31 protein-coding genes are annotated in these 21,309 nt (G+C 42.7%); all 31 read left to right on the top strand.

Features of this window, described 5'->3' with window-relative positions; translation table 11 throughout:
- The first annotated feature begins 63 nt into the window (after positions 1 to 63).
- Positions 64 to 270: an XtrA/YqaO family protein gene (locus MKX38_RS14210; protein ID WP_339187522.1), complete on the top strand. Its 207-nt coding sequence runs from the start codon at positions 64 to 66 to the stop codon at positions 268 to 270.
- A 31-nt stretch (positions 271 to 301) separates the two neighbouring features.
- Positions 302 to 586, top strand: coding sequence for a hypothetical protein (locus MKX38_RS14205; protein WP_339187519.1), 285 nt, complete (start codon positions 302 to 304; stop codon positions 584 to 586).
- A gap of 17 nt (positions 587 to 603) precedes the next feature.
- Positions 604 to 1,110, top strand: coding sequence for a hypothetical protein (locus MKX38_RS14200; RefSeq protein ID WP_339187516.1), 507 nt, complete (start codon positions 604 to 606; stop codon positions 1,108 to 1,110).
- Positions 1,107 to 1,355, top strand: a complete 249-nt coding sequence (locus MKX38_RS14195; protein ID WP_010330964.1) for a hypothetical protein — start codon at positions 1,107 to 1,109, stop codon at positions 1,353 to 1,355. The genes MKX38_RS14200 and MKX38_RS14195 overlap by 4 nt, the downstream gene beginning before the upstream one ends.
- Positions 1,356 to 1,695: 340 nt before the next feature.
- The gene (locus MKX38_RS14190; RefSeq protein ID WP_164906408.1) at positions 1,696 to 2,031 is read left to right on the top strand and encodes a hypothetical protein; all 336 of its coding nucleotides are present in this window, start codon (positions 1,696 to 1,698) and stop codon (positions 2,029 to 2,031) included.
- On the top strand, positions 2,028 to 2,411 hold the full coding sequence (locus tag MKX38_RS14185) for a YopX family protein (RefSeq protein WP_339187513.1): 384 nt from the start codon (positions 2,028 to 2,030) through the stop codon (positions 2,409 to 2,411). Before MKX38_RS14190 ends, MKX38_RS14185 begins: the two co-directional genes overlap by 4 nt.
- Positions 2,411 to 2,620, top strand: coding sequence for a hypothetical protein (locus tag MKX38_RS14180; RefSeq protein ID WP_339187511.1), 210 nt, complete (start codon positions 2,411 to 2,413; stop codon positions 2,618 to 2,620). Before MKX38_RS14185 ends, MKX38_RS14180 begins: the two co-directional genes overlap by 1 nt.
- A 184-nt stretch (positions 2,621 to 2,804) precedes the next feature.
- Positions 2,805 to 3,113, top strand: a complete 309-nt coding sequence (locus tag MKX38_RS14175; protein ID WP_339187508.1) for a hypothetical protein — start codon at positions 2,805 to 2,807, stop codon at positions 3,111 to 3,113.
- A gap of 111 nt (positions 3,114 to 3,224) precedes the next feature.
- Positions 3,225 to 3,353 carry a hypothetical protein gene (locus MKX38_RS14170; RefSeq protein WP_015715375.1) on the top strand — a complete coding sequence of 43 codons (129 nt, stop codon included), beginning with the start codon at positions 3,225 to 3,227 and terminating at the stop codon, positions 3,351 to 3,353.
- 13 nt (positions 3,354 to 3,366) lie between these two features.
- Positions 3,367 to 3,882 carry a sigma-70 family RNA polymerase sigma factor gene (locus tag MKX38_RS14165; protein ID WP_032722297.1) on the top strand — a complete coding sequence of 172 codons (516 nt, stop codon included), beginning with the start codon at positions 3,367 to 3,369 and terminating at the stop codon, positions 3,880 to 3,882.
- A 126-nt stretch (positions 3,883 to 4,008) separates the two neighbouring features.
- Positions 4,009 to 4,155, top strand: a complete 147-nt coding sequence (locus MKX38_RS14160; RefSeq protein ID WP_339187506.1) for a hypothetical protein — start codon at positions 4,009 to 4,011, stop codon at positions 4,153 to 4,155.
- A 261-nt stretch (positions 4,156 to 4,416) separates the two neighbouring features.
- Positions 4,417 to 4,629 (top strand): transcriptional regulator, encoded by a 213-nt coding sequence (locus tag MKX38_RS14155; protein ID WP_015715379.1) that lies wholly within the window; start codon positions 4,417 to 4,419, stop codon positions 4,627 to 4,629.
- A 129-nt stretch (positions 4,630 to 4,758) separates the two neighbouring features.
- Entirely contained in the window at positions 4,759 to 5,445 is a 687-nt protein-coding gene (locus MKX38_RS14150) for a hypothetical protein (RefSeq protein ID WP_339187503.1), read from the top strand.
- Between the two features lie 210 nt (positions 5,446 to 5,655).
- On the top strand, positions 5,656 to 5,919 hold the full coding sequence (locus tag MKX38_RS14145) for a hypothetical protein (protein ID WP_268461418.1): 264 nt from the start codon (positions 5,656 to 5,658) through the stop codon (positions 5,917 to 5,919).
- 252 nt (positions 5,920 to 6,171) lie between these two features.
- Positions 6,172 to 6,402, top strand: a complete 231-nt coding sequence (locus MKX38_RS14140; RefSeq protein ID WP_283933639.1) for a hypothetical protein — start codon at positions 6,172 to 6,174, stop codon at positions 6,400 to 6,402.
- A gap of 45 nt (positions 6,403 to 6,447) precedes the next feature.
- A complete protein-coding gene (gene terS / locus MKX38_RS14135) occupies positions 6,448 to 7,140 on the top strand; it encodes a phage terminase small subunit (RefSeq protein WP_339187497.1) in 693 nt (230 codons plus the stop codon).
- Positions 7,133 to 8,371 (top strand): PBSX family phage terminase large subunit, encoded by a 1,239-nt coding sequence (locus MKX38_RS14130; protein ID WP_339187494.1) that lies wholly within the window; start codon positions 7,133 to 7,135, stop codon positions 8,369 to 8,371. Before terS ends, MKX38_RS14130 begins: the two co-directional genes overlap by 8 nt.
- A gap of 11 nt (positions 8,372 to 8,382) precedes the next feature.
- Positions 8,383 to 9,774: a phage portal protein gene (locus tag MKX38_RS14125; protein WP_339187492.1), complete on the top strand. Its 1,392-nt coding sequence runs from the start codon at positions 8,383 to 8,385 to the stop codon at positions 9,772 to 9,774.
- Between the two features lie 75 nt (positions 9,775 to 9,849).
- On the top strand, positions 9,850 to 10,428 hold the full coding sequence (locus MKX38_RS14120; protein ID WP_339187488.1) for a DUF4355 domain-containing protein: 579 nt from the start codon (positions 9,850 to 9,852) through the stop codon (positions 10,426 to 10,428).
- An 11-nt stretch (positions 10,429 to 10,439) separates the two neighbouring features.
- Positions 10,440 to 11,363 carry a phage major capsid protein gene (locus MKX38_RS14115; RefSeq protein ID WP_339187486.1) on the top strand — a complete coding sequence of 308 codons (924 nt, stop codon included), beginning with the start codon at positions 10,440 to 10,442 and terminating at the stop codon, positions 11,361 to 11,363.
- Positions 11,363 to 11,521, top strand: a complete 159-nt coding sequence (locus tag MKX38_RS14110) for a hypothetical protein (protein ID WP_339187484.1) — start codon at positions 11,363 to 11,365, stop codon at positions 11,519 to 11,521. The genes MKX38_RS14115 and MKX38_RS14110 overlap by 1 nt, the downstream gene beginning before the upstream one ends.
- Positions 11,522 to 11,532: 11 nt before the next feature.
- Positions 11,533 to 12,411, top strand: coding sequence for a phage minor head protein (locus tag MKX38_RS14105; protein WP_339187481.1), 879 nt, complete (start codon positions 11,533 to 11,535; stop codon positions 12,409 to 12,411).
- A 14-nt stretch (positions 12,412 to 12,425) separates the two neighbouring features.
- Complete coding sequence (locus tag MKX38_RS14100; protein WP_144527349.1) at positions 12,426 to 12,761, top strand: phage head-tail connector protein; 336 nt, start codon at positions 12,426 to 12,428, stop codon at positions 12,759 to 12,761.
- A 4-nt stretch (positions 12,762 to 12,765) separates the two neighbouring features.
- Positions 12,766 to 13,269: a hypothetical protein gene (locus MKX38_RS14095; RefSeq protein WP_339187478.1), complete on the top strand. Its 504-nt coding sequence runs from the start codon at positions 12,766 to 12,768 to the stop codon at positions 13,267 to 13,269.
- Entirely contained in the window at positions 13,269 to 13,658 is a 390-nt protein-coding gene (locus MKX38_RS14090) for a hypothetical protein (RefSeq protein ID WP_339187475.1), read from the top strand. The genes MKX38_RS14095 and MKX38_RS14090 overlap by 1 nt, the downstream gene beginning before the upstream one ends.
- Positions 13,615 to 14,085 carry a hypothetical protein gene (locus MKX38_RS14085; protein WP_026113688.1) on the top strand — a complete coding sequence of 157 codons (471 nt, stop codon included), beginning with the start codon at positions 13,615 to 13,617 and terminating at the stop codon, positions 14,083 to 14,085. Before MKX38_RS14090 ends, MKX38_RS14085 begins: the two co-directional genes overlap by 44 nt.
- A gap of 5 nt (positions 14,086 to 14,090) precedes the next feature.
- The gene (locus MKX38_RS14080) at positions 14,091 to 15,122 is read left to right on the top strand and encodes a DUF3383 family protein (protein WP_339187471.1); all 1,032 of its coding nucleotides are present in this window, start codon (positions 14,091 to 14,093) and stop codon (positions 15,120 to 15,122) included.
- A 14-nt stretch (positions 15,123 to 15,136) separates the two neighbouring features.
- Positions 15,137 to 15,532: a DUF3277 domain-containing protein gene (locus MKX38_RS14075; RefSeq protein ID WP_339187469.1), complete on the top strand. Its 396-nt coding sequence runs from the start codon at positions 15,137 to 15,139 to the stop codon at positions 15,530 to 15,532.
- 97 nt (positions 15,533 to 15,629) lie between these two features.
- Entirely contained in the window at positions 15,630 to 15,926 is a 297-nt protein-coding gene (locus MKX38_RS14070; RefSeq protein WP_085186916.1) for a hypothetical protein, read from the top strand.
- A gap of 158 nt (positions 15,927 to 16,084) precedes the next feature.
- On the top strand, positions 16,085 to 20,743 hold the full coding sequence (locus tag MKX38_RS14065; RefSeq protein ID WP_339187465.1) for a transglycosylase SLT domain-containing protein: 4,659 nt from the start codon (positions 16,085 to 16,087) through the stop codon (positions 20,741 to 20,743).
- Positions 20,744 to 21,298 (top strand): LysM domain-containing protein, encoded by a 555-nt coding sequence (locus MKX38_RS14060; RefSeq protein ID WP_015715399.1) that lies wholly within the window; start codon positions 20,744 to 20,746, stop codon positions 21,296 to 21,298.
- Positions 21,299 to 21,309: the final 11 nt, after the last annotated feature.

Raw genomic sequence — 21,309 nt, 5'->3', positions numbered from 1 at the left:
TGCCCCGGAGCTTTGATATGAACTGGTACTTCTATCATAGCACATGCACAGGGGGCGCGCTAGGTGAACAAACCACAGGAAATTAATTTAAGCAAAGATATAACAATTGAACAGGCAATTAAGCCGGGCAAAATACAGATTCTTATTTTAGATGGGAACGAGGGCACTGCACATGTCCTTGATGCCCCAGAACACGGTGAAACAATCATTCAAACAATTAAGGGCGGTCTGTCTCGTTTAGATTATAGGATCGGCCACAAATTCAAATAGCAGGGGCTTTCCCCTGCGGGGGAGGAACGACATGAAAGAGAGAATTGAACGTTTAAAAAAACTGACATACATTCCTCAAAAGGAAATTGCTTGGCTTATTGAGCAAGCTGAACTAGCTGTTAAGCAGCAGGAAATCATCGAGGAAAACAAACGTCAGCAGGAAGTAACGGTTCATCAGTTCCGGCAGGCTCAAAAGGACATTCAGCATTTAAGCGGGGATAGGAAACGATACAAACAGGCATTAGAAAAGATCATTACCAATCTCAATTTCGCGATAACAGTTGCCCAAAATGAATTGGAGGGTGATGTGAAATGAACAAGGATATTCAATTTTTGAAAGAGCTTCAAAATGAATTGAGAACACAGGATCATGACTCTCAAGCTGCACCCCGATTTTGGTCTGTAGGGGATTATAAATGGATTCGGACTTCAGAGGATAATGCGGAACGCTTTTCTGTTTACATCCCTGAAGATGGCGAATCTTATGAACTGGAAAGTTATCTAAAAGACATCAAGGAGAATGATGAATTGTCTTCAGAAGCGTTAGAAGCGATGGAAGATATAGATTGTGAAGTTTCCGCATTAGATTGGATACATGATTATGTTGACAGTGGCGCTGATCTGATACCAGAAACAGAGGTTCATCACATCTATCAAAATACAATGTTTCTAACTAAAGCGGAGGCAAAACAACACATAAAACAAAATCATTACCACTATACGAAAAAGGTTCATACGTACGCTATGACAGCTTGGAGAGCACCAAAAGTTGAACGGTTGCTTAAAATTCTTGAAACGTTTGATTGGGATTCGCTTGGGAAAGAAGGTGCTGCAGAATGATCCCTTTACAAGTTGAGCTTCAGCGGGCAGTCAAAGCCACGAAGGACGAAGCGATGACAGTTGAGCAGGCGGCGGAATATTTGAAAGTGCATCCAGATTACATACCGGTGCTTGTTGCAAAGTCAGACGATCTGAAAATGATCGGTGATGAAACAATCATTGCAAAGCGTGATAAGACGAATGGCTGGCTCATTGGGGCGATGGTTTTGGTTTTATTCTTTGCAATCGCAGTCGGCTGGGAATAGGGGGATGACAGCATGATCGAATACAGCTGCCCTGAATGTGGTCACAACGAATTAGATATAATAATCCGCCCAGATGCACGCTGCCCGCATTGTGGCTGCAGCATGGGCGTTGAGGAGGAAATAGCGTGAAAATAGGGAGCATCTCATCAACGGAAAGTAAACCATGTGCATTGTGCAATAGAAAAACTAGCACATATAAAATCTATGAACAGTCCAACATAGCCATAAAAATTCCTCTGTGCGATACAGAAGAGAGAAAATGTTTCCGCGTAACAGATGTGAAAGACATAGCTTCTCTCGCTTTGAAATTGATCAAAAAAGTTATACCGGGGGCAGCGGAATGAACCACACAGACAACCCGATCATTTCAGTCGTCCAAACAATTAAAGGAGGAAGAACAATGAAATTCTATGAAATCAATGATCCATATTACGCGCTTATCAAAGCGAAAGACGAGGCGGATGCTGAAAGGATTTACAACGAGTATATTTCTGACACGGACGATTACGAAAATTTTCAAGACGATGAAATCCGAGAAGTGGAACGAGACTATGCGCTTATTAAGTATTCGCAAACAAAGGGTGAAGATGGAGAGCCGATGTCTTACACCTATATTTCAGGGACTTTCAACAACCCTGAAATTGAAGTCCTTATCATGGACGGTTCGCTTCTATGAACACAGCATACAGAGTTTGGGACGGCGAGCAGATGCATTATTGGGATGATGAAGGGATAAGTTTGGGGATCATCGGTGATCAGTGGGCTTTGTGGCGTAAAGATAGTTACGGGTTTCAACATTTCATTACAGGGAGTCATGAAAAAGGGTCGGTTCTCATGTGGGGCACAGGGTTGAAGGATAAGAACGGAAAAATGATTTATGAATACGACATCGACATGATAGATAATGAACCGATGATCGTTGTTTATATAGATGGTCGGTTCGGGCTTAAATTCCCCAAAAATTACACTTATTTTGATGATTGTATAGATTGGGATGAATGCGATATCGGCGGCAATCCTTATGAAAATCCTGAGTTATTGGAGGGTGCGGAGTGATGGCATTTCATAAAGAAGTGGTTGAGACTATATACAAAACGGTTGTTATTTGCGACAAGTGCGGCAAAGAGAAGGTTTTAAATGTAGGGCATCCGTTATCGTGGGAGGGGCATATGAATGGCGCTTTGCACCATGATTACACATTCACGGAGAAGGGGAACGGCTTTGAAACTCTATGCTCCGCATGTCAGAAGGAGGGCGCGGAGTGAAATTTGCATTTAGAGTATTGATGCTTCTCATAATGTCGGCCGTTGCCGATTCCATAGGAATAATTCTGGCGTATTATTTCGACAATCCGAGTTTGAGATTAAACTGTGTGTCAGTTACCGCGGCTATCAGTGGGTACTTGGTTCGTGGATGGTGGCCGCCGGAAGAGAAGGAGGGCGCGGAGTCATGATTCCAGCTATTGTATTCGAAGCAAAAGACAAAGAAAAAAGATTTTTATGTGATGGACCTGATTGTGGTGATTGGTCAGATGAAAGATTGGATGTAAGTGTAGAGGACATTACTGATGCTCTTGTAATCGTGAGGAAGGATAAAAGTATATCTGATGATAGCGATGTTGAGGATTTTTATAGATTTTTAGGGAAATTAAAATTCGGACCAGATGCTTCGGACATTAAAAAGTATTATGAGCCAGTACACATCGCATTAACAGAAGAACAATACAAAGTCATTGAAGATCGACGGAATGATTGGTAAGGAGATACTATACAAAATTATATAGGTCCAAGACGGAAAGCCTGCGGACACTGAACTTACAGCATTAGCTGTTTGTTTGGTGTCCGTTTTTTATTTGAGCGGAGGGATGACATGAAACAGGAAAAGAAAAAGCCCAATAAAAACGCGCAGGAGCGTTCTGAGCGGTTTTGGCGGCAAATGATGGGGCAAGACAGGCAAACACTCAGAAGAGGCAAAGGCGGCGCTTTTAAGCGTAAATAAGAGGAGGATAAACATGCAGGATTTAATCATTGAATACAAAAGAGCGTTAAAAGAAGCGAGAAAGATGTACCGAGCATTCTCGGAAACACCAGAAATTGAAATGACAGCAGAACAAAAGAACGATAAGAAAATCATTGGCAGTATGATCAGTGATATTGAATTCACTCTCGAATGGCTGCAGAACGGGAGACAACCAGGAGCACGCAGGGGAGCTGACAGAAGGGACGTTTACCAAAGAACGATTCTTGCTGATCCTCGTATCATTGATGCGATGCCAGAAGAATATGCGATCAATCAGGAGCCAGAAGGAGAGGTAAGCGATTGGGACAAAGAAAGAATTGCTGATGCTCTTTCTGTTCTTACTGAAAGAGAAAAGGACATATTCATCATGCACACTGTGCAAAACATGTCTTTCGAAGAGATCGCCCAGCTGCTGAACATTAAAAAAGGAACAGTGCAGAAAAACATTGAGCGTTCCCGTTTGAAAATGAAAAATAGAGCAGAACACAGCCTATTCTGTTTAGCATGAATAGGTTGTTTTTTTGTCTAAAAACAATATTTTTTGGTAAAAAACCTAAATTTTCTCTGTAATTATATTGACGGTGGTAAATATAACTGATATAATTAAAGTATCGAAAGGAGGTGTTGAAAGAGCATGGAAATGGTTGAAATTATCCTTCGGGACTTGGCTTGGCTGGTTGCAATCCTTACCGGAATTACAACGATGGTCAAGAACATCAAGGAAATGAAGGATAATAAAAACAAAAAACGACGTTCTCCCGCCAAGAAGAAACGTCGCTAATAAGTCACCGAGGGGATTCACTTCCCCTCACCTTATTATAACATTTTACTGTTACAGTATAACAGTAAAATTCCATGCTCAATCATATGAAAAAATTAGTAGACGGGTCAACAGTAATATTCTTTGTTCTGTTCGTGACAGTGTTTGCAAACTTTGACTATGATCATCTTGGTACTTTGGATATCATTACAATGGTTTTGGCTCTTAGCTGGTTGGTAATCACTATAATAAATATCATCCTTAAATGGAGGAACACGCGGAATGACTAGGTTTGTTTTTGAAAGTATTGACGAGTTGAGAGAATTCATGGATAAAGAAGTCATAACGACATCTGAAGCCATTGAGATAATCGGATGCAGCCGGCAGAACCTCAAGCAGCTGGTTGATTACAAAACATTGATTCCAATTAAAACTACAAACAGAGATCGCCTATTCTTGAGAAAAGACATTGAAGGCTATAAAAAGAAACGTTGATTGCACCCGCAGCTAAAGGGTGCTTTTTTTGTCTTAAGACTGACTTTTTGAATAGAGCTTTCGTTCGACAAATTTTGCAAGCAGTTCGAAGTTTTGTCGTCTGTCCGATAAAATATAGGAGGTGATATAGTGAAAAAATTAGCGGTTGAATTATGGAGAAAAGTGTTTAATTATCGAAAAAAAGATAATCGTCAAATTAGAGAAATTCCGTTTGACGAAGTAACTCATGTATCTAAATACTTAGAGCATTTCGGTACACCTTATAAAAAGGATTCCAATATTAAAAGTGGAGAAGATTTTAAAAAGAAAGTCAAAAAGAAACTAGAACCAAAACAAATAAAAAAATTAATTTCCAGATTGAATAACAGCCTTAAAGTTTCAGGGGACATTTCCTCTTTTAAAACTATCCCATTTGCTATATATACATCACTATTTACGAGTCTCATCAGTGTTCTAATAGGTATTTTTACGTTTTATTTTAACACTTTTAATGCTTTCTCCAACATAGCAGTAAATATTGATAAAAAACATTCTATAGATCCGACAGAACTTTTAGATACTATTGTGAAAACGGGTTTAACCTTCGGAAGGTATATAGTAATATTTAACGGAATTTTATTATTAATTTTAATCGGTCTATGGATATGGATTGTGACAAAAAATCTTAATTATTATAGAAAACTACGTACTTATAAAATGCTATTAGAAGAAACAATTGAAGAATTAGAAACTGAAGAGAAGAAAAACAAAAAAACTGAAAGTGTGCAAATAGAAACACATACAAAAAAGAACCGAAAAAAAAGAAACAAAAAGTGATATTCTTTTGTCTTTGTTCGACAAATTTTGCGAATGATTCCATACAATTAAAGTATTAAGAGATTTGGTTAAATAAGGCATCCCTTGGGGATGCTTTTTTTGTCTTACGACTGCCACCTATTTATGAAGGGTGCTTTCGTTCGACAAATTTTGCAAATAGTTCCTTTGTCACACTCCTTAGCCGATAATAAGGTGGGGGAGGTGAATAATTTGGAAAATTTAATTCAATCCGTTGATTGGAAGTTTATTGATCAACATTCGAATGCTATTTTTTTGATTGAAGAAAACAGCTGTATTGAAATTACGGAAGAATTTAAGAAAGAAGACATGCTATTAACAAACAGTTTCGTTAGATATAACGTGAACCAATACAATAGTTTCGGTTCTGTAAGTTATTATAAGATTGTTGAAAAATTGTTGTCACCAAAAGAAAACTTGCTTATTTTTGCAGAAAGAACCTCAAGACAATTATAAAATCTCAAAAAGCATCCTTCGGGGTGCTTTTTTATGTTCTCTGTAAACCGGGTCCAATGAATCTCAGATCAGACAATTGGCGGCTGACAGCCTCTGAGTTTGGGCTTGGTTTAGAGAGAATATGAAGGAGGAATAGCATGGAGACAATTTATGCACACCCGTTTATGACAATGGGATTTATTTTTTGGACTGCGGTATGTATTCACGGGATAACCTTCAATACCAAAAAGGATTGATGAAGGCGGGAGCTATATGAGTAATGTGAAGAGAGTCTTTCCTGGTCCTACTAACGGACTGATTAATTGGATGGAGCAGAACTTTCATGAGATAGATGGCTATGTCGCTACTTTCAACATGAAGGATGGCACCACGATGACTGTATACGACGCAGAATCATATATACAGGCTGTGGGACTTGCGGAAATAGGGAAAGACACTATTCATCAGCTTGCACACGATGACGAGTTCATCCCGAGAAAATAATCTCCAAAACAAACACGAATCAGAAGGAGGCGGCGGTGAATGTAGATGCCCGAAAAGCACATTCAGGCGTATAAGGATTACGTCAAAGGCATGAAATACAAGGACCTTGCCGAAAAGTATGGGGTGTCGGTGAACACCATCAAATCGTGGAAACAGCGGCATGGTTGGGAAAGAAAAAAGGGTGCACCCATTTCAAAAAGTGTGCACACAAAAAAAGGTGGACAGCCCGGCAACAAAAATGCAATAGGAAACAAAGGCGGTGCGGCTCCGGCGGGCAATCAAAACGCTGTGACTCACGGCTTTTTCTCTAAATTCCTGCCAGAAGAAACACTTGAGATCATGGAAGAGATTCAAGAGCGTTCGCCTGCTGACATGATATGGGATCAAATTCAGATTCAATATGCTGCGATTATAAGAGCGCAAAAGATCATGTTCGTGCAAGATAAGGACGACATGACTAAAGTTTTGAAAAAAGAGAAGCCAGGTATGTTTGGTGATGAGCGAGAATGGGAGTTTCAATTCGCTTGGGATCGTCATGCAACCTTCCTGAATGCTCAATCACGGGCAATGGGAGAGCTAAGGGGTTTGATCAAGCAATTTGACCAGCTGGCACACGAAGCAGACGAGCGGCGCCTTAAATTGGAGCAAATGCGCTTGAATATCGAGAAAACAAGAGCAGTTGTTAAAAATGGTGGCGCTGATATAAAAGTTGAGATTGTGAATGATTTAGATGATTAATACTGTTCGCGTGAGTTTAAAAGAGATTGTGGGCGGCGGTTATAAAACCTTCTGGAATTATGAAGGGCGTTATCGAGTGGTAAAGGGCGGCCGTGGTTCTAAAAAATCCACCACAACTGCACTGAACATTATTTACCGCATGATGCAATTCCCTCAAGCAAATACGCTTGTTGTAAGGAAAGTCTTCAAAGATCACAAAGATTCAACATATGCGCAGCTTAAATGGGCTATTAGACGCCTTAAAGTTGAACACCTATGGGAATGGACTAAAAGCCCGTTAGAAATCCGATACAAGCCGACAGGACAGAAGATTTTGTTCCGTGGTTTAGATGATCCAATGAGTGTAACTTCAATCACAGTTGATGTAGGATATCTCTGCTGGGCTTGGTTTGAGGAAGCATATCAGATATTAAACGAAGACGATTTTAACAAAGTTGATATGAGTATTCGGGGTGAATTGCCACCCGGATATTTTAAGCAAATTACGCTGTCATTTAACCCGTGGAATGAAAAACACTGGTTGAAGCGGCGTTTTTTTGATGTCCAAGATAACAATATTCTGGCTCTCACTACGAATTACAAATGCAATGAATTTCTAGGTGATGATGACCGGCAGCTATTTGACTGGATGAAAAAGAACAATCTACGGCGTTACAAAATTGAAGGTTTGGGCGAATGGGGTATTGCGGAAGGTGCCATCTTTACTAACTGGCGTGAATTTGCCTTTGATCGTTTTGAAATAGCCAAGCGTGAAGGGGTCAAATCGGCTTTCGGTTTGGACTTTGGATTTACAACAGATCCTTCTGCCCTGGCTTGTTCGTTGGTGGATATCAAAAACCGTGAACTTTATATTTTCGATGAAATGTATAAGCCCGGGCTCTTAAATAACGAGATAGCAGAAACCATCACTGATATGGGTTACAGAAAAGAATTAATCATCGCTGATTCAGCCGAACAAAAAAGTATAGCAGAGCTCCGTAAATACGGCCTAAAGAAGATCAAGCCAGCTGAGAAGGGGCCTGACAGTATTAAAGCAGGCATCCAGTTCCTGCAGCAGTTCACAATCTTTATTCATCCGAAATGTTCGAATGCTGCAATGGAATTTAGTAACTATGTGTGGGACAAAAACAAAGACGACAAGCTTATCAATAAGCCTGTCGATGAATATAACCATTTCATTGATGCGCTCCGTTATAGCATGGAGCCAATCAAAAAGCGTGTGCGATTGTAGGAGGTGAGAAGATGAACAAGTTTTTAAATTATCTTCGGAATAATGAGATAGACGGCACCATCATTGATCAGATCATAACCGAGCATAAGCCGATCAAAGAAAAAGCCATAGCTCAGTATGAACGTTATAAAACAAGCGTTGCTGGTGTTCCAATCTTACAGCGTGAGGCAGCTCAGTTCGAGAATTTTGAAACAGGAGCGGTACGGCGTATTGACCACCTGGTAAACAATCGCCTCAATAATGCTTTTGATGCCGAGATAGTGGATACAAAGGTTGGGTATATGTTTGGTCACCCAATCTCTTACGAGACGGAGAAAGATGGGGAAAACAAAAATACAGCCTTGACTGAGCAAATCAATCGGTTTAATACCGTGAATAACATTGCTGATGCTGATAGCGAATGGGGTAAGAAAGCGGCCATCAGTGGTTATGGTGCTAGGCTTGCGTATATTGCTCCTGACGGCTCGGAAAGAGTTGCGAATGTTAACCCTTGGGAAGCTGTCTTTATCGCTGAGAATGACATCACAGAGCCTTCTTTTGCACTGAGATATTATACAGTCTTTGACTGGGTTAAGAATGACAGCGTCCAGCGTGAAAAAGTGACGTTTTATGATGATAAGAAAGCATATTTCTTTGAAAAAAGAGAAGGCAACTGGATTTTGCTTGAAAAGAAGCCACACATGTTTGATTACTGTCCTTTGTTCGGATTGCCTAATAATGATGAACAGATGGGCGATGCGGAAAAGGTGATCCAACTTATAGATGCATACGATCGCACTCTTTCTGATGCATCAAACGAGATCGAGCAGCTGCGGCTGGCTTATTTGATTTTAAAGGGCGCTGGTATGGATGATGAAGAAATCCAGCAACTGAAAAAGAACGGTGTTTTTGAATTGTTCGGGGAAAATGATGACGTGAAATTCCTTACAAAAGACATTAACGACACCATGATCGAAAACCACCTGAACAGGCTTGAAGAAAACATTCTCCGTTTTGCAAAGTCGGTCAATTTCTCTGATGAATCATTCGGCGGGAATGTGACAGGCGTTGCAATGAAATACAAGCTGATGGCCCTTGAGAACAAGTGCATCACAATGGAGCGGAAAATGACTGCTGCTCTGCGGTATCAGTACAAGTTGCTTTGCTCTGCATGGGCGAAAAAGAGTAAAGTGAAACCTGATGATTATTTGAAGGTCTGGTTCTCATTTAAACGGAATCTGCCGTCAAATATCCTTGAAGAAGCCGAGATTGCTGCAGAACTAAAAGGTCAGGTAAGCGAAGAAACACGGCTTTCCATGCTTTCTTTCGTTGATGATGTTCAATATGAGATTGAGAGAATGAAAGCTGAACAAGATGCCTATGATCTTGATGATGAAAAGGACAATGATGAAGACGATAACTGACCTGCCGGAAGTCCTTAAAAGCCGGGAAACTTTGACGTGCAGGCTCGTACTGTACGGCGCGGAGGTTGATCATAAGTGAATATTGAAGAAATCAAGCAGTTTCTTGCTGAGAATAAAGACAATGAAGAAGTAAAAGCATTTGTAGGAGAACTTTCGGCCGTATCAGCAGATAAGGTGAAAGGGTTCCTTGAGACAGAAGAGGGAAAACGACTCATTCAGCCGAGGCTGGATTCCCATTTTACGAAAGGCCTTGAGACATGGAAAGCGAACAACCTTGATGCTCTAGTTGACGCAAAGGTTAAAGAGCTTTATCCGGAAGAAACCGAGGAACAGAAACGCATCAGGAAACTTGAAAAAGAGCTGGAAGATCAGAAGACAGCAGCACAACGTGAAAAGCTTTTAAACAAAGCTGTCTCTTATGCTTCTGAAAAGCAACTGCCGGCAGACGTAGTGGAATTCTTTATCGGTGAGGATGAAGAAACGACTATGAAGAATCTCGGTGTGTTTGAAGAGAAATACACAGCTGCAGTTCAAAAAGCTATTGAATCCAAGTTCCAAGAGAGCGGCAGTAGCTTTGAAAAGGGTGATTCATCACCTGCCAGCGGGTCTGTTGATATTGGGGCACTCGCAAAATCAGTAAACATTAGACAATAGGGAGGACTATCATGGCATTCAATCCAAACAATGTACTGATGCAAGATGCAAAAACAGGATCAGTACCAGTAGAAGAAGGAACACTTGTTTTAAAGGAATTCATGACTAAATCAGTTGTGACACAATTGGCAAAATACGAAGAAATGGACAAGACAGAAAAAATATTTACTTATTTAGCATCTGGACCAGGGGCTTACTGGGTTGGAGAAGGTGAGCGAATCCAGACATCAAAAGCGGAATGGTTAACAGCTAAAATGGTTTCTAAAAAGATTGGTGTTATTATTCCTGTGACAAAAGAGTTTTTACGCTATTCGGTAAAGGACTTTTTTACAAGCATGCAGACTCCTATCGCTGAAGCATTTGCGTTGAAATTTGACCAAGCTGCATTATTCGGAAATGGATCTCCTTTCGGTGAAGATGTTTCAATTTTTGAGAAAATCGAAAAAAGCGGGAATAAAGTGCAATTAGGATCTTTAGGGAACCTTTACAAAGAATTAAACGGTGTTATTTCTTTGATTGAAGAAGCTGACAAAGATCCTAACGGATTTACCACAACACGACGTTTTAAACAGCCACTGAGAGGCGCTGTAGATGACAAGGGTACTCCTATCTTTAATGATCCGGGAGCAGGAGCCACTAACTCTGCTTTAGGTTTACCAATTGGCTACGTCAATTCAGATTCTTGGGATTATAGCAAGGCGCACTTACTCACGGGTAACTGGGATTATGCGCGTTATGGTATTCCTCAAGGTATGGAATATTCAATTTCAGAGGATGCAACACTTCATACAATTGCGGGACCAGATGGAAAACCTGTCAGCCTTTTCGAACAAGATATGGTTGCGCTGCGTGTAACTCAGCAAGTCGGTTTCATGACATTGGCTGAAGATGCATTCGCTGCGTTAACTCTTGCAGCTGAAGGGACTGGCGCATAATGGTCAGAATTAAGAAGGGCAAACAGACATTAGAAGTCACTGAACGTGCTTTCGAGGTAGTTTACAAGGCTCATGGCTTTAAATTAGACAAAGGAACAAGTAAAAAAGAAGCCGAGGACACAACAGAGTCTGACGGCAAAGAAACAGTCGAAGAGTAGGAGGGTAGGCGGTGGATAAAGAACAAACTGAAAAAGAGCTTTTGAAGCCGTTGAACCGTAAAACTAAGGAATTCTTACGGAAACTCAAGCGGCTTTTTCAGCGTGCTTCAAAAGATGTGCTGTCAAAGCTGACTGCGTTATTCGTCAAGCTTGATCAAATCGAAGAACCGACACTTGCTGACGCTAATCGACACGGTGATCTAAACCGTATAAAGCGGGAAATCACATCGTTGATTAGTGATCTTTCAGCGAAAGTTAAAGCTTTGATAATAGAATTTCTTGAAGAAACCTACGAATCATCTTACAGCTGGCTGATCCTTGGCGTTCTGGCTGCGTTAGGGATCAAACTTGCGCGGCCAAAAGCAACACTGAATCAGATGAATTTACCTGCTGAATGGGCTCCCGGAGACGTTCAGCGGGCTATTAAAAGTAAACAAATGGACAAAGCCATTGAAACTGATCGCAAAAAGACAATACAGCAGATTAACAAGACAATAGAACGTGGTTTTATTGAGCGGAAACGCTTTGCTCAGGTAGCGAAGGAGCTGCAGACTGATGTCGGCCTGAGTTACAACCGATCAAAGCGCATAGCCAATACAGAAATGCATCGCACAAGGGAAAAAGCAACGCTTGACGCTGCTAAAAAAGCTCAGTCGCGGGGCATCAACATGAAAAAAATCTGGCACAACGTTGGTGATGAAAGAGTTCGTGAGACAAAACATGCGGATCATGTCCATTTAGAAGGGCAGGAACGCATGGTCAATCAGTTGTTTGATCTTGGCATCAATAAAAATGGTGTTCATGTAACAGCAGAAGCGCCGGGGCAAAGCGGTGATCCATCAAATGATATTAATTGCCGATGCTTTGCGACATATGAACCGGTTCTTTGAAAGGAATGAGAGAAATGGACTTGGCAGAATTAAAAGTCAGGTTAGGGATTCCAGCTGATGACACATCCCAGGATGCAAAGCTACAAATAGACCTTGCAGACGCGATTTCTTTCGTTAAGGAGGAGTGCAATAACTCTTTTATTGGGCCAGATGGTGTTGAATCATTACCAGGCCCTGTGAAGAAAGGGATTGCTCTCATGATTGAAATTGATCGGGACAGCCCGAAAGGTGTTCAGTCTGAATCAATTGGCGGAATGAGCAAGACTTACACGGCGGATGACATAAGGTATAAACCTGCGTTTGATTTTTTTCGGCCTTACAAAAAAATTCGTTTTAAACCACTGAGGTGATCAAATGGCACGTCGAAACATTCGGGTACGAGATAGCAACCGTATTCCAGAAGTCATAAGAAACCTTGGTTCCGTCGGTAAGGTGAAAGTCGGAATATTGGACAGTGAGCGGCAAATGATCGCGGCTGTTCACGAATTCGGCTGCCGTATTGCTGTAACTGATCGCATGCGGAACTATCTTGCTGCAAAAGGGCTGTACCTCAAGAAAGAAACTCAATATATCAACATTCCGGAGCGTTCTTTCATCCGTGCTGGATGGGACGAGAACGAGGAAGAGATCGTTCAAAAGGTAGAGGATCTGGTCGAAAGAGCATTAGAGAATGGCGATTCAATGAAAGACATTATGGAAACAGTCGGCCTGCTTGCGAAAGGGCGGCTTCAAGTGTATGCCCGAGACTTGCGGAACCCGGCAAACCATCCATTTACAACCGAGGAGAAGGGCTCTTCAAATCCATTGGTTGATACCGGGGAAATGATTGGCTCTATGGATTATGAGGTTGAAAGCTGATGGGTAATCATTTCATTTTTTCTGATCTGATTAAGCGGTACAGCGTTGATTTTACATTGCTTATTCCATCTGAAGAGGGTTCATACGATGATCTTGGCGAATGGGTGCCACCGAAACCGACAAAATCAGAGGAAAGAGGGGCAATAGTTCCTTTACAGTCTCAATTGATCTATCAATCTGGCGGTCGACTTACATCTATGGACAGGCAGCTATTTATCAAGAAGGAGATTCCCCTGAAAGCTCAGGTGCTTTTTGATGGTGCCACCTTTGATATTGAAGCAATGACGCCTTATGGGACGTATGCCGATTTCAACAGCTATATCTTAAAGGCGGTGATCAATTCAGATGGACTACAACAGCATAATACAAACAGTCTTGGGACTGATTAGAGAGAAAACAGGCCATGTCGTTATCGTTGCAAATGGTACAGGGAAACAACCTGTCTATCCTTTTTGTACGTATACCGTGACATCCCCGTATTTGCCCCAACATAGAGGCATTGAAGAACAGGGAGTGTTAACGGAAGACATCGAGCTTGTTTTCTCTTTTACATGGGTTTCAAACAGCCATATCGAGGCCATTTCTCTTGCTCAACAAACAGCGGCGTACTTCAAAACAGCTGAAGCACGTCAAAAGCTTCATGATAATGGGCTGGCGTGGGTCAGGAACGACGGTTTCGGTAATCGAGATACATTTATCACGATTGACACAGAACGCCGTCACGGCTTCGATACGCGCTTTAGAACGCGTGTGTCTCATGGTGAAGCGAATGCAGAGGTTTTCGACTCTGTGCGAATTGAAAATACAGGAGGGTAAATCATATGCCACTTAGTGACGTTACAGTCAAAATTGACTTAGTGAAACCGTCCAGCCTTAAAGGATTGGGAACACCTCTGATTCTTGCGAAGGTAGACGGACACAACACATATAAAGAATATGGCTCATTAGAAGCCATTAAGGCAGACTATGCGGAAACCACAGCAGCATATAAAAAGGCTGCGGCTATTTTTGCGCAGGGTGACAATGCACCTTCAAAGGTTGCCATCGGTACTTATGGAGGCAGCACAGAAACACCAGAAGAAGGAGCTGCTACACAAGCAACATTCTCCATTCGGAATGCGTTTGACGAGTATTTCGACAAGGACTGGCACTTCTTGATCCTTGCTGATGCTACAGCAGACGAACGAATGGAAGCGGCAAAAGCGATGGAAGAGAAATCATATAAATTTGTAGTTTTACAGGTAACTGACCGGGAAGAAGTTGCTTCTTACAAAGGTAAGGACCGCACAATCGTTTTCTATCACCCATTAAATGACGAGCATCCAGATGCCGGGCTTGTTGGTTCGGTTGCTTCTCATACGGTGGGATCAGTAACTTGGAAGTTTAAAAATATCGTAGGTATCACGCCTCAAGATATTAAGGCAGACGAGTTGAAAAAGCTGCATACAGAAGGGGCTATTGCTTATGTAACCAAAGCGGGCCACAACGAGACATCCGAGGGCATTACTGCATCCGGGGAATATATCGACGTGCTGCACGGCAAAGACTGGGTGAAATTGAATATTGAAACCTCAATTCAATCAGCATTCTCAAACAACGGCAAAATCCCGTTCTCGAATGCTGGTTTTTCATTGCTGAGTGTACAGGTCACAAACGTTCTGCAAACAGCCTTTGCAAATGGCATTGTTGCCGAAGATGCAGACGGGCAGCCAGTGTATTCAATTAGCACTAAAACCCGTGATCAAATCACAGATGAAAACAGAAAAAATCGTGTATATGACGGCCTGTCATTTACTTTTGAGCTGGCTGGCGCGGTTCATTCTGCTGAAATTACTGGTGAAATCTCAATTTAAGGAGGATCTAAACAATGGCAGCATACGTTTATGATGCAAATGAAGTCAACACGAACATTGACGGGAAGATCGTAACTGGTTATTCCGAGGGCACAATGGTTTCGTGTTCCAAAGATGAAGAAAAGTTCTCGACGAAAGTCAGCGCCAAGGGTGATGTCAGTGTTGCAACGAAAAACAACCCACTCGGAACAATTACACTGACTCTTTCCATGGGATCGCCATTTGTACCATACCTGAATAAAATGGCAAACACGGCCCAGCGTTTCCCTATCTGGGTTACGGGCGGACAGGAAAAAATCGGCGGCACAGAAGCGATGGTCAAAAAGCCTGCTGATGCAGAATTCAGTGACGAGATTGGAGATCGTGAGTTCGAGATTCAAGTCTTTGACTATACAGTATTGGAACAGTAATTAAGCTATGGCAAAAAAGAAGAAATCAAACGCGCGAAAGCAGTCCAATAGGGCTGCTTTTCAATATATGCAAACTAAACAAGCGGAGGGAAAACCTATGTCAAAATTCGGTAAACAAAAGAAAGTAACTATCCACGAAACTGAGTACACTCTTCAACACCCGGGAACACGTCGTTCAATTGAATTTAACGATGAGGCTATCAATATCAATACAGGGATGTTTTCGTCTGCGAAACTGTATGAACTGTACATGAAAGAAGTAGTTGTTGAACCGAAAGTAAGCTATGACTATTTTGATAAGAAACCTGGTTTCCTTGAGCTGATGAAAGAGGTTCAAACCTTTCTTAGCGCCGAAACCGAAGCCGAAACAGTTCTACAAAAAGAAGGCGCGTGATAACTGGCCTATGTATCGGCTCGTGATGTCTGAGAAGTTTTCCTTCTCGGAGGTCGCGGCGATGGATCTCGACACGCTGCTGGAAGCAAACGCAGCCCTCGACATCCATATTGAGCAAGAAAACAAGAGGAACAAGAAGAAATGAGGGGGTATGAACGTTGTCAGACGCATTGAGAAGTACGCATATTGACGTTGAATTGAACGTTGATACCTCCCCTCTAGAAAGAGCAAATCAGCAAATAGATAGACTCGTTGATCATGTCGGCGATGCTGGCGGCAGTTTTTCACAGATGCGTACACGGATGGCTCAGGTTCAAAGGCAACAGCGGAATTTTAGAGACATCCATATGAGTATGATTTTGGACAACTCATCGTTGCAAACTGCCAGCCAAACAATTGAACGGCTAGGGCCTCAAATCGACTTAGTTACATCCCGTTTGAGCCAGCTGAATACTCAGGTACAAGAGACAAGCCGACTTATTCAAAGCCTTCCGTCTGAGGTCAATATCAATGTTGATCAGACGTCGATAACAAACGCCAATGAATCAATTGATCAACTCAGGCAGAATTTGAATAACGTCGATATGAGCCGTATCGGTACGCCCGCAGCAAACGTTACGCAGCAGAACACGCAAAGTGTTCAGAATAACGTGGCGGCGGTAGCTGTCCCTGCCCCGGACTACCGGGGAATCCGGCAGTATAGTCGGGAAATGGACTTTTTGCGCGGCTCCACCCGTGGACTAGAAGCCGATACAATACAAATGCTCAATGAAATGCGTCGAGCTTGGTATGAAGAACGATACGGCATGAACGGTTTCCGGAATGAATTAATCCGAGCCCAGTATGGTTTCTTTCAGCTAGGGAACCAGATGGACAGCTGGTCCGGTACCAATCAGCAGTTTATGGATGAAGTATACAGGCTAGGACGTGCTCACAAGCAAGTAACAGACAACATGATGAAAAACAACAAAATGATGCGCATGAGCATGCTGCAGACTGTAGGGACATTGATGGCCCGGTCCACTCAATCCGAGAAGATCGCGGCGAACTATGACCGAATGGGAAACCCGTTATATCAAGTCAATAAAGCGGGGCTTGCCGTATCGAATACGCTTGAGAACATGGCAAAGCAGGGTACTGCTGCGCATTTGGCTCTGAAAATGCTCGGACCTACTGCCAACATGAAAGAGCTTAACGATATGACAATGATGATTACTCAGGGTTATATGCGTTTTCAAATGGTGGCACTGGGCGCGGCTTTTACAAACTTTTTCATGTTCCAAGGGCTTCATAAAGCGGCAACACAAACAGTTCCCGGCTATTCAAAAGCATGGGAAGAGATGTGCAGTACACTACTGAAAGCCATTCAGCCAGCAATCGAAGTGTTTGCGGCGTTTGCGATGGCGATATACAAGGGCATTACGGCCGTTGCGAAGCTGATCATTCAGTTTAATGAGGCGCACCCTGTACTCTCGAAAATGATCCAAGGGTTTATGCTTCTCATCCCTGTTTTAACCCTACTTTTATCGCCACTAGCGATAGGGGTAGGGTTAGTTAATGGGTTCCTTGGAGCTCTCAGCAGTTTGTGGATGTTCATTGGTCCAGTTGTAACCGGTTTGGCAGCAATGTCGGGCACGGTGTATGTCGTAGCTGGGGCAATCGTTCTCCTTGTAACCGGCATTTATTTGCTGTACAAGAATTTCGATAAGCTTCAGGAAAGATTCAAGCCAGCGACAGACGCGATGAAACGCTTTGCTAACATGGGGAAATCGGCGGTTGTCGGTGCATTTCATACGATGATCAAAGAGGCTGAGGGGTTAAAGCCTGCCTTCATGAAAGGATTCAAGGACGCACAAAACGTGGCGATCACAGCCATTCATAAAATGCAGGCTGAATCCTTGAAATTATGGGATCGTCTCGGTGAATCGCATCCACAGTTAGTGGCTGGAATTGAGTCGGCCTATAAAACGGCTGTGAAAACCGTGTCAGGCTTCATTCATAATGCCGGAAAGACAGTCTCTGATTTCTTCGGAAAAGGGCTGTCAGACGGTCTAAACGGCATCGTAAAAGGATTCATGGAGCAGTTGAAAGTCGGTCTATCCAGCTTTAAAGGAATGGTTTCTCTTGTTGCTCCGTTTGTCGCGGCGATCGGACTTGCATTCCTCGGAGTGTCAGGGCCAATCGGTGTGGCTGTCGGTGCTATTTTGAGTGTTGCCGGCGCCTTGTATCGCATGCAACAAACAAACCAAAATGTAAGCCAGGCCTTAAAGACGGCATGGACATCGGTACAATCTGTTCTAACGACTGTTTTTCAGGCACTGCAGCCAATCATCAACACGCTTCAACAGTCTTTCGGGCAATTAGTCACGCAATTGACGCCACAGTTTCAGCAGCTGGCCGGACAACTTCAGCAGGCTTTCGTTCAAATAGGCGGCACGCTTGTTTTGTTTGCTGCAGCTATCTCGCAAACGTTCCAGACAATCGGTCCGCAAATCATGCCACTGATTCAGCAATTGCTTTCAGCTTGGATGCAGTTGTCGGGTACTTTATGGACAAGTGTCTTGCAAATAGCAAGCAGCATCCTGCCGTTACTTGTTCAAGGCTTCCAGACAATTTTCCCAGTCATTCTGAGCGTAATTAATGCAGTGCTGCCAATCATTATTCAATTGATAGGCAGTTTCTCAGGAATCCTTGTTTCAATTGTGCAAAATGCCTTACCGATTTTGGTCCAGATGATTCAGCTTGCGTTCCCGTTGATCCTGAGCATTGTGCAACAAGCTCTTCCGATTGTTTTGCAATTGATTCAGCTATTAGGTTCATCCATCGGACAAATAGCGGTTCAAGTGCTCCCGTTAATTTTATCAGCGGTGCAGCAAGTGTTCCCGATTATTAAACAGGTCATCATGGCTGTTCTTCCAATCGTGGCTCAATTGCTTACTGTAGCGGCAACAATCATTTTACAGTTGGCGCAAGCAGCACTTCCTATTTTGATTCAAGTTGTGCAGCAGGTATTCCCGCAGATCATGCAAATCATACAAGCGGTACTTCCGATTGTTGTTTCTCTTTTGCAATTTCTGGCGAATATCATTACAACTGTGGTCATTCCGGCGATCCGTTTCATCCTAAATATCGTGACTGCTGTGTTCCCGGTTGTGCTCTCAATAATTCAAGTTGCACTTAAAAATATCATTGCGATTATTCAGGGTGCAATCGGCATTATTATGGGAATAGTGAAGGTTTTCAAAGGCTTATTCACTGGGAATTTCCGTATGATGTGGGACGGAGTGAAGCAAATTTTTTCTAGTGCTGTCGGCATGGTGAAAAAGCTTGTAAGCAATATGGGTTCAGCAATCACTGATAGATGGCTTTATATAAAAAATAAAGTCGCGTTATTGGCGCTTGATTTACGTCAGAAAGTTATGGATCGTTTCAATGATTTAGTCGAAGGGGCCAAGAAATTACCGGGCAGAATCGGTGATGGAATTAAGAACATGGCTCATAAGGCTGTGTCTGGTGTGACTAGCTTAGCGAACAAACTTGCCGGAGCACTCGGAAAAGGCGTAAATGGTGTAATCGGCGGAGTAAACTGGGTCCTTGATAAGATCGGTTTGAAAGATAAGCATATCCCAAAATGGGAAGTACCTAAATATGCACATGGAACCGGAGGACACCCCGGAGGCCCAGCGATACTGGGAGACGGTAAAGGGGCAAACGCTGGCCCTGAAATGTATCGGACTCCATCAGGTCATGTGGGACTCAGCCCTGCAACTGATACGCTGATGAATCTTCCGAAAGGCACTGAGGTATTATCTGCAAAACAAACAAGGGCTGCTTTAGAGGGAGTTCCGGCTTACGCAAAAGGCACAGAAGGAAATATATTCACAAAAGCATGGAATGGTGTAAAATCCGTTGCCGGCAAAGTGAAAGATGTTGCTCTTGATGTTTTTGATTACATCGGACACCCATCTAAGCTTTTAACAAAAGTCTTAGAAAAAATGGGTGTCTCTGCACCTTCTATGGCTGGCTCGTTCGGTGATATCGCAAAAGGGGCTTTTAACTTTGTCAAAGATAAGGCCGTTGGTTTTGTTAAAGGCAAAATGTCCAGTTACGCTGAAAGCTTTTCAGGTGGCGGCTCAAAAGCCGTCAAAAAGTGGGTAGCTCAAGCGCTATCAATCAAGGGCCTTGGCTCTGAATATGCTGGCGCACTTGAAACCATTGCCATGAAAGAATCAGGCGGGAATCCTAATGTCGTGAACAATTGGGATTCGAATGCGAAAGCTGGCCATCCATCACAAGGGCTTATGCAGTTTATACCAAGTACATTCAACGCAAACAAGGAACCGGGTCACGGAAATATCAAAAATCCAGTTGACCAGATCCTTGCTGCTATCAACTATTTGAACAGCAGATACGGCGGTATTTTAAAACACCCTGGGCTCGTTTCTATGGCTCATGGTGGGCCGTATAGAGGTTATGCGACAGGTGGAGTCATTAACAGCCCACAAGTTGCTGCGCTTGGTGAAAACGGCTTTAGGGAGTATGTCATCACAACTGAGCCACGATACAGAAACCAATCACTCGGAATGTATGCTGCACTCGGTCGGGAGCTTGGCGCGGATACTGGTTACACACCAGAAAAGGCTGCTACAAGCTCAAACAGTTCATCTGTCAATATCACGTTTAACCCGTCGATCAACGTAAAAGTTGAGGGCGGCAGTGAAGGGGCAGAAACAAAGGTGAAAAAGGCTGTAACTGAAACATTTGACGAAGTTTTCGACATGCTGAAGTCGCTTTATCCACCAGAGGGGGCTTATTAATTGGCGAAGCTCGGAAAGATTAATCTTGTAAACGAAAAGGAATCTGACGGCGCGGATGTGGAGGTTACTTCATATCCCGTTGAAAAAGGGGTCCCGATCACGGACCATGTACAAAGAAAGCCAGAGACGACAACAGTCTCTGGCTATTTATTAGGCAAAACAGCAAATAGTGATTATGAATATCTGAAAAAGCAGGCTTATGCTGGAACTCTTTTGACTTATACCGGGCGTAAGGTTGCTAAAAATGTGATCATCACAAAGATAGATCGCGACACAGGCGATTACACAAACGGTTTTGCTATTTCAATTGAGTTGCAAGAAATCCGTATTGCAAAAAGCCCGTGGGTCAAAAAGAAAGTGAAAACAGCCGGGAAAAAGAAGAAAGCCAGCAAGAAGAAAACAAAAAAATCCAGCAAGCTATACCACAAGGTCAAGAAGGGTGACACTTACTGGGGATGCGCTCGTAAATACGGCACCACTGTAAATGCTTTGCGTCGGTTGAATCCCTGGCCGGATCGAAGAATTCCGATAGGGGTCAAAATGAGGATCAGATGAAGGAGGGAAAG

Source organism: Bacillus sp. FSL M8-0025, from assembly GCF_037975475.1.
Classification (GTDB): domain Bacteria; phylum Bacillota; class Bacilli; order Bacillales; family Bacillaceae; genus Bacillus; species Bacillus subtilis.
This window is presented reverse-complemented; position numbering and strand designations above follow the sequence as displayed.

Bases quoted from the DNA above. Each gene is read 5' to 3' on its own strand.
- MKX38_RS14205 (WP_339187519.1), top strand. From the start codon at position 302: ATGAAAGAGAGAATTGAACGTTTAAAAAAACTGACATACATTCCTCAA.
- MKX38_RS14195 (WP_010330964.1), top strand. From the start codon at position 1,107: ATGATCCCTTTACAAGTTGAGCTTCAGCGGGCAGTCAAAGCCACGAAG.
- MKX38_RS14190 (WP_164906408.1), top strand. From the start codon at position 1,696: ATGAACCACACAGACAACCCGATCATTTCAGTCGTCCAAACAATTAAA.
- MKX38_RS14185 (WP_339187513.1), top strand. From the start codon at position 2,028: ATGAACACAGCATACAGAGTTTGGGACGGCGAGCAGATGCATTATTGG.
- MKX38_RS14180 (WP_339187511.1), top strand. From the start codon at position 2,411: ATGGCATTTCATAAAGAAGTGGTTGAGACTATATACAAAACGGTTGTT.
- MKX38_RS14175 (WP_339187508.1), top strand. From the start codon at position 2,805: ATGATTCCAGCTATTGTATTCGAAGCAAAAGACAAAGAAAAAAGATTT.
- MKX38_RS14170 (WP_015715375.1), top strand. From the start codon at position 3,225: ATGAAACAGGAAAAGAAAAAGCCCAATAAAAACGCGCAGGAGCGTTCT.
- MKX38_RS14165 (WP_032722297.1), top strand. From the start codon at position 3,367: ATGCAGGATTTAATCATTGAATACAAAAGAGCGTTAAAAGAAGCGAGA.
- MKX38_RS14160 (WP_339187506.1), top strand. From the start codon at position 4,009: ATGGAAATGGTTGAAATTATCCTTCGGGACTTGGCTTGGCTGGTTGCA.
- MKX38_RS14155 (WP_015715379.1), top strand. From the start codon at position 4,417: ATGACTAGGTTTGTTTTTGAAAGTATTGACGAGTTGAGAGAATTCATG.
- MKX38_RS14140 (WP_283933639.1), top strand. From the start codon at position 6,172: ATGAGTAATGTGAAGAGAGTCTTTCCTGGTCCTACTAACGGACTGATT.
- terS (WP_339187497.1), top strand. From the start codon at position 6,448: ATGCCCGAAAAGCACATTCAGGCGTATAAGGATTACGTCAAAGGCATG.
- MKX38_RS14130 (WP_339187494.1), top strand. From the start codon at position 7,133: ATGATTAATACTGTTCGCGTGAGTTTAAAAGAGATTGTGGGCGGCGGT.
- MKX38_RS14125 (WP_339187492.1), top strand. From the start codon at position 8,383: ATGAACAAGTTTTTAAATTATCTTCGGAATAATGAGATAGACGGCACC.
- MKX38_RS14115 (WP_339187486.1), top strand. From the start codon at position 10,440: ATGGCATTCAATCCAAACAATGTACTGATGCAAGATGCAAAAACAGGA.
- MKX38_RS14110 (WP_339187484.1), top strand. From the start codon at position 11,363: ATGGTCAGAATTAAGAAGGGCAAACAGACATTAGAAGTCACTGAACGT.
- MKX38_RS14100 (WP_144527349.1), top strand. From the start codon at position 12,426: ATGGACTTGGCAGAATTAAAAGTCAGGTTAGGGATTCCAGCTGATGAC.
- MKX38_RS14095 (WP_339187478.1), top strand. From the start codon at position 12,766: ATGGCACGTCGAAACATTCGGGTACGAGATAGCAACCGTATTCCAGAA.
- MKX38_RS14090 (WP_339187475.1), top strand. From the start codon at position 13,269: ATGGGTAATCATTTCATTTTTTCTGATCTGATTAAGCGGTACAGCGTT.
- MKX38_RS14085 (WP_026113688.1), top strand. From the start codon at position 13,615: ATGGACTACAACAGCATAATACAAACAGTCTTGGGACTGATTAGAGAG.
- MKX38_RS14080 (WP_339187471.1), top strand. From the start codon at position 14,091: ATGCCACTTAGTGACGTTACAGTCAAAATTGACTTAGTGAAACCGTCC.
- MKX38_RS14075 (WP_339187469.1), top strand. From the start codon at position 15,137: ATGGCAGCATACGTTTATGATGCAAATGAAGTCAACACGAACATTGAC.
- MKX38_RS14070 (WP_085186916.1), top strand. From the start codon at position 15,630: ATGTCAAAATTCGGTAAACAAAAGAAAGTAACTATCCACGAAACTGAG.